Raw genomic sequence first — 5,963 nt, forward strand, 5'->3', positions numbered from 1 at the left:
GGCTGCCGTCGGCAGCCCCTTCATCCCCCCTTTAAAATGATTATCATTACTGTTGGTGGAATAGTTTATTTTCTGGAAGTCCCTTAGAGAAGAAATAGATTTATACACCGAAATTCGTTATACCATTGCTGAACTTACCAATCTGCTCAAAGACATGAATACGCTAACTCCAGACATTCACAGTGAGTCAGATTTTGATGAATTATCAAAGGCGATCGCACGACGTTTAGATGAGTAAGAATAGACAATCGACGAGTTGAATGCCGAGATAGTTAACTCAGAACAAATAGGTGGTAATATTCACAACAACGCTTAAACCTGCCCAAACCGACCCATGCCCGACTCACAAGACCCAAAGCAAGTCAGCAATGACTTACGCAATACCCAATTTGGCGGTGGGTTGATTAATGCTGACACAGTAAACGCTGGACGAATTGGCGGCGACATCTACAACATTCACCTTGGACAGCATACGGCGGCATCAGGTAATTCAGTCCAATCGCAGAACCAACGACAGCGATCGCAACAAGAAAAAGATTCACTCGAAAAAGCCTACACCCTTCAAAGCCAGAAAGTTGCAAATCTACGAACAGCGTTGGTAATTGAAACCGATGTATCCCGCAAGTTTCAATATGAACAACAGCTTCAGGCTGAGGAAGGCATATTAAAAGAGCTTGGTGACAAGTTGGATGCAATTGAACAACAGTTGCAAGCGGCTGATAATTCTGGGGTAGAAACAGACACAACTATATATATTGAAAGACCACCAATTGAGGACAAATGCTATAAGGCTATAGTACAACCGGGAGCATTGATTCGTCTTAAAGCCCCGCAGAGAATGGGTAAAACATTACTGCTGGAAAAAACCCTAGACTATGCAAGACTCCAGGGTTATCAAACCGCAAAATTGGATTTACAACTCGCTGATATCGATATTCTGGCTAACTTAAAAACATTTCTACAATGGTTATGTGTTGATGTTGCTGACAGTCTGGAGCTAGAACCCCAACTAGAAAAACATTGGCAAGAGGTTTTTGGGCTGAATAAAAACTGTACCCGTTATTTTCAAAAATATTTATTATCACTTACTGATACTCCCTTAATTTTAGCTATAGATAACTTTGAGAGACTGTTTGAATATCCAGAGATTTTCCCTCAATTCTGCTTGTTACTGCGGGGATGGTATGAGGCAGCGAAACAAGGAGACAAGATTGGTAATATCTGGAAGAAGCTGCGGTTAGTAGTAGTTCATTCGACTGAATCTTACCCCTCCTTAGACAGTAATCATTCCCCGTTTAATGTGGGATTGGCGATTGACTTACCCGAATTTAATCTGCAACAAGTAACAACCCTCACCAAACAGCAAGATTTAGGATTACTAAGAGAACAAGATTTGGCTCAGTTGATGGGGTTAGTTGGGGGGCATCCTTACTTGGTACAATCTGCGATCGCTCACCTCAAAAGCCAGCAAGTGACTTTAGAAGAATTGTTAAGACTTGCACCAACAGAACAGGGAATCTTCAGTGATCACTTGCGGCAACAACTGTGGCATTTACAACATAATCCTCAGCTTGAAATAGGGTATAAAAAAGTAGTGAGGGCAAATGCACCTGTTAGGCTAGATACTGAAGTTGTCTTTAAGTTGCATAGCTTGGGATTAGTAAAACTTGTTAGTAATGATTGCGTTCCTGGTTGTGATTTGTATCGTCAGTATTTCTCAACTCGTTTGGGGTAGATGAATCATGGTTGACCAATACATATTCTCTGGAAGTCTACCTGAAAATGCCAGTACCTACGTCATACGAGAAGCTGATGCACAGTTATATGAAGGACTGAAAAAAGGAAAGTTTTGTTACGTACTGAATTCGCGCCAAAGTGGTAAATCCAGCTTGCGTGTGCGAACCATGCAGCGATTGAGAGATGATGGCGTACAGTGTGCAGCCGTTGACCTTTCTGCTGGAGGTATTCAGAATGTCCCTCCCGAACAATGGTATGCAGACTTAATTGACACGCTCATTGACAGTTTTGGATTAGATTTAGATTTTGGTGATTGGTGGGAAGCAAATCAGTTAAATTCATTGGTGACGCGATTTCGCAAGTTTTTGGAAGAAGTATTACTTGTAGAAGTTCAAGAAAATATTGTAATTTTTATTGATGAAATTGATAGCGTACTCAGTCTGAATTTTCCCACAGATGACTTTTTTGCATTGATTCGTGCTTGCTATAACAAACGAGTTGATAATCCTGATTACAATCGTCTCACTTTTTGTTTACTGGGGGTAGCATCACCGAGTAATTTAATTGCAGATAAACAGCGTACTCCGTTTAATATTGGTCAGCCTATTTCTCTTAAGGGTTTCCAATTGCATGAAGTTGAGCCGTTAGAGAGGGGTTTGCAGAGTAAATTCAGTAATCCCCAGGAGATAATGCAGGAGATTTTGCAGTGGACTGGGGGGCAACCGTTTCTGACGCAAAAGCTTTGTCAGTTCATGCTTGAAGAATCAGAGCAGGATAACCCTCGTTCAGTAGAACAAGTAGTCAGGTCACGCATCATTGAAAACTGGGAATCGCAGGATGAACCAGAACATTTACGAACAATTCAAGCCAGAATTTTGCGGGATGAACAACGGGCAGGGTACTTACTAGAACTGTATCAGCAAGTCAGGCTGAGTGAAGAACAATCTGAGGTAACAGCAGATGATACTTTAGAACAAAGTGAGCTACAGCTTTCAGGATTAGTTGTTAGACAGCAAGGTAAGCTGGGAATCTATAACCAGATTTATCGTGAGATATTTAATTTTAATTGGATTGAAAACCAACTAAACAACCTGCGTCCCTATTCTGAAAATTTTCGCTTTTGGGTGGCTTCTGGAGGTGCTGATGACTCACGGCTGCTGCGAGGCAAAGCTTTACAATCAGCAGAACAATGGGCGAAAGATAAAAACTTAAGTTATCAGGATAAACAGTTCTTAGCAGCCAGTAAAGAGAAAGAAATTCAGGAAGAGATTGCAACTAAGGAACAAGAAGCTACATTAGAAAGAGAGAGGAAAGATAAGGAGGCAGCAGAAACAAGAAATCAATTGCTCTATCAGGCAAATAAGAAAGCTCAACGACAAATTGGTATTGGAGTTGTTGTTTTAGCCGTTACTGTTGTAGGTGCAGCAATTTTAGGTGCATCAGCACATAAGCAAGTTAGTGAAACTAAAGAAGAAGTCTCATCTGTTCAAAAATTAAATAAACTAGCTGGAGAATTACAAACCAAGGAAAATTCTAACTCAAAAGATATTAACTTTAGTTCAAATGAGGCTTTAAGATTATCTGCATTATCTTTTAATATTAATAATCACCAACTTAAACAAGCATTAGTTTTTGCTACAAGTTCACAAGCACATCAACAGTTAAAAAATCTGAAAGAGGCAGAATCAAAAATTAAGCAAAGTCAGAAGTTATTACAAAAAGCGGATAATAAAATTTTAGAATCTAACCAAGGCTTACAAGTTAAAGTATTAGTTCAGAAAAGTCAAGGTGATTTACTAGCCCAGAATAAAAAAACTCAGGAAGCTATAGAGTCTTATCAAAAAGCATTTAGTATTTTCAAGGCTCATCCCAATGAAACTAATTTTACTAAAGTCGATCAGTTGCTTACAGGCGAAAATATTGAATCAGTTCATCGGAGTTTAATTAATCTAAACCCTCAAGATAAAGAATTGAAGAAACAGATTGAAGAGTCCCTAACACAACATTTATATGCTCAACTTGAATATTTTCTGAAGGCAAAAAATTGCGAGTCGGCTGACAGAGAAACAAATAAGCTCATGCTTAATATTGCTAAAAGAGAAAGGAAAGGATATTTAAATTTAGATAACATTAATACTTTCTCTTGTGGCAGGCTGCAAAAAATCGAGCAGCTTTGGGTCAGCTATTCAGCCAACCGTTTTGGTTTTAGTGTGCAGAAGAAAATTTGGATAGATACAAAAAATAGACTGGGTGTAAAACCAGGAGACTGGAATGACAAGGACTCTGAAAATTATTTGCGGTTTGCCAAGGCAGTAGGATGGTATGACGACAAAATAGAGGACACTACGAGCCGCTCAAGAGGAGCGGTGAGCTACGACGATTTAATAAAGCGTATTAAAAAAAACTCAGGATATGGTAGGGGAGGGCTACCTAGCATAACAGGAAACTACGTTTACCCAATTGTTGATGGTATGGCTATATTCCCTGGGGACGTGTTGGCGGAGCGGTTCTTTTCTCGCGTTGTGACTTGTAAACTTTAACATATAAGGCTTTTAAAAGTTTGTAAACATTTATTTACGCATTATTTTCCACGCAATAATCAGCATTTCATAAATCCGATACCTGTAAAGCTAGTTGTAACAATTCGCCTGAATAAATTTAGCTGCTACCTCATGCACCTCAGTACTCTTCGTCACCTCTGCTTGTTTTAGGGTAGGCTCATCTGTCCAGGCGACAACTTTTTCGACTTACCACCCTTTATCATCGATGGTAAAAATTTGCTATCCCAGTGATTCCTTGCCTTTGGCTTGGCTTTGAGTCGATATTTTTGACAAAACCTGCGGTACTTAGCCGCGCATTCCTCCAAAGTCCGCCCTAACTCCAAAAACGACGGATGCCACTGCGTAATACCATTATTGCTCAAGCGGTCATGAGTTCCATAGTTGCTGAAGTCATAGAAAAAGCCCTGCTGTATCCCGGTTGCTTTGAGGTTAGCGTGAATGTATCGCAAGGTATTCAAAGCCCGTCGATAATCCGTGTTGGCAAAACCTGTACTGTGGTATCGCTTCTCCCAAAAATGACCTGTGCGGTTCAACATCTGATTGAAGCACATTGCAGTGTACCAGTTGAGCCAGTACATGATGTTGGGAAGGTCTTCAGGCGTTGGGGTTTAAGCAAGTAATGAACATGATTGCTCGTTATGCACAAGGCATAGAGCTTAAATTCATACTTTGACTGTGCTTTCTTGATGGCGTAAAGCAAAACTTCACGACATTCCAGCCGTGTCAAACGAAACTCCCGGTTGTTGCAACGGGTTGTAATGTGGTAGCAAAATCCAGATTGCAAGTTACGTTTTGGACGAGACATTACAAATACGTAAATGACAATATGAATAGTTTAGTTTATGGACTGTTGTACAGACTCACTACTCCTCCCAATCAACCAACACCCCATCCACGATCGCAATCCCCCACTGCGGAAACTTCGCTAAAAGCTTTTTGATCACGATCTGTAAGGCAGGGTCATCATTCCAGCATTCTTGCAAAAAGTCAAACCCCGGATTCTCCTCCGAATTTGCCGCTCGATTCAGTTTTTCCCTTCTTACAGGTCGCATATTTGACCGCGCAACAATCGCCTCATGCGACCACTTTTCAGCACTGGGGACAGGCGCGGCGGAACCTTTACCCTCATCAACTGTTTTGACTTCTACACCCGAAACTGAATTTTCAACCATCAACGAAGCGGAATTACTTTGTTCTACTTGCCCCTGTGCTTGATTAGCGATCGCAGAATTTAAAGATTTTTCATTTTGGGCAACAGGCGCGGCGGAACAAGTACCTTCATGACAGCCTCTCGGATCAACACCACAGTCCTGGTTTTCAGCTAACAACGTTCGCGCAGCATCTCGTAGAGAAGCAGATTGACTCGGTGCAGCATCCGCAAGCGTTAGCGTCGTACAGTCCGTTACCGCAGGTAAGTCAATATCATTCTCTGACACGCCTTGAACAGTCTGAGGCGACGCGCCCTCCAAGGGCACGTGAGCCGTCTCCTCCACTTGGTTTCCATTCAATTAGTATCCCCAGCGAGTGGGAATTTTAGTTACATGGCGAAGCACTGCTTTTCCTTTACTTGAGTTTCCATTCAGGGACTTCCAGAAAATAAACTATTCCACCAACAGTAATGATAATCATTTTAAAGGGGGGATGAAGGGGCTGCCGACGGCAGCC

The 5,963-nt window shown here is 41.3% G+C and carries 5 protein-coding genes; 2 read left to right on the forward strand and 3 right to left on the reverse strand.

The annotated features are described in order from the left end of the window. Window positions 1-334: 334 nt before the first annotated feature. Together HWQ42_RS29425 and HWQ42_RS29430 are read left to right on the forward strand one after the other, a co-directional pair. Window positions 335-1,735, forward strand: a complete 1,401-nt coding sequence (locus HWQ42_RS29425; protein WP_292818140.1) for an AAA-like domain-containing protein — start codon at window positions 335-337, stop codon at window positions 1,733-1,735. A gap of 7 nt (window positions 1,736-1,742) precedes the next feature. Continuing rightward, window positions 1,743-4,277, forward strand: coding sequence for an AAA-like domain-containing protein (locus HWQ42_RS29430; protein WP_292818142.1), 2,535 nt, complete (start codon window positions 1,743-1,745; stop codon window positions 4,275-4,277). A 167-nt stretch (window positions 4,278-4,444) separates the two neighbouring features. Here HWQ42_RS29430 and HWQ42_RS29435 read toward each other — a convergent pair whose 3' ends face one another. From HWQ42_RS29435 to HWQ42_RS29445, 3 genes are read right to left on the reverse strand one after another with little or no spacing between them, the layout of a single operon-like run. Next, entirely contained in the window at window positions 4,445-4,834 is a 390-nt protein-coding gene (locus tag HWQ42_RS29435; RefSeq protein WP_292818146.1) for a hypothetical protein, read from the reverse strand. Beyond that, entirely contained in the window at window positions 4,828-5,103 is a 276-nt protein-coding gene (locus tag HWQ42_RS29440; RefSeq protein ID WP_292818149.1) for a transposase, read from the reverse strand. The genes HWQ42_RS29435 and HWQ42_RS29440 overlap by 7 nt, the downstream gene beginning before the upstream one ends. A 58-nt stretch (window positions 5,104-5,161) precedes the next feature. Continuing rightward, window positions 5,162-5,806, reverse strand: coding sequence for a hypothetical protein (locus HWQ42_RS29445; protein ID WP_292818151.1), 645 nt, complete (start codon window positions 5,804-5,806; stop codon window positions 5,162-5,164). Window positions 5,807-5,963: the final 157 nt, after the last annotated feature.

The organism is Nostoc sp. JL23 (assembly GCF_017115065.1).
Taxonomy (GTDB): domain Bacteria; phylum Cyanobacteriota; class Cyanobacteriia; order Cyanobacteriales; family Nostocaceae; genus Nostoc; species Nostoc punctiforme_A.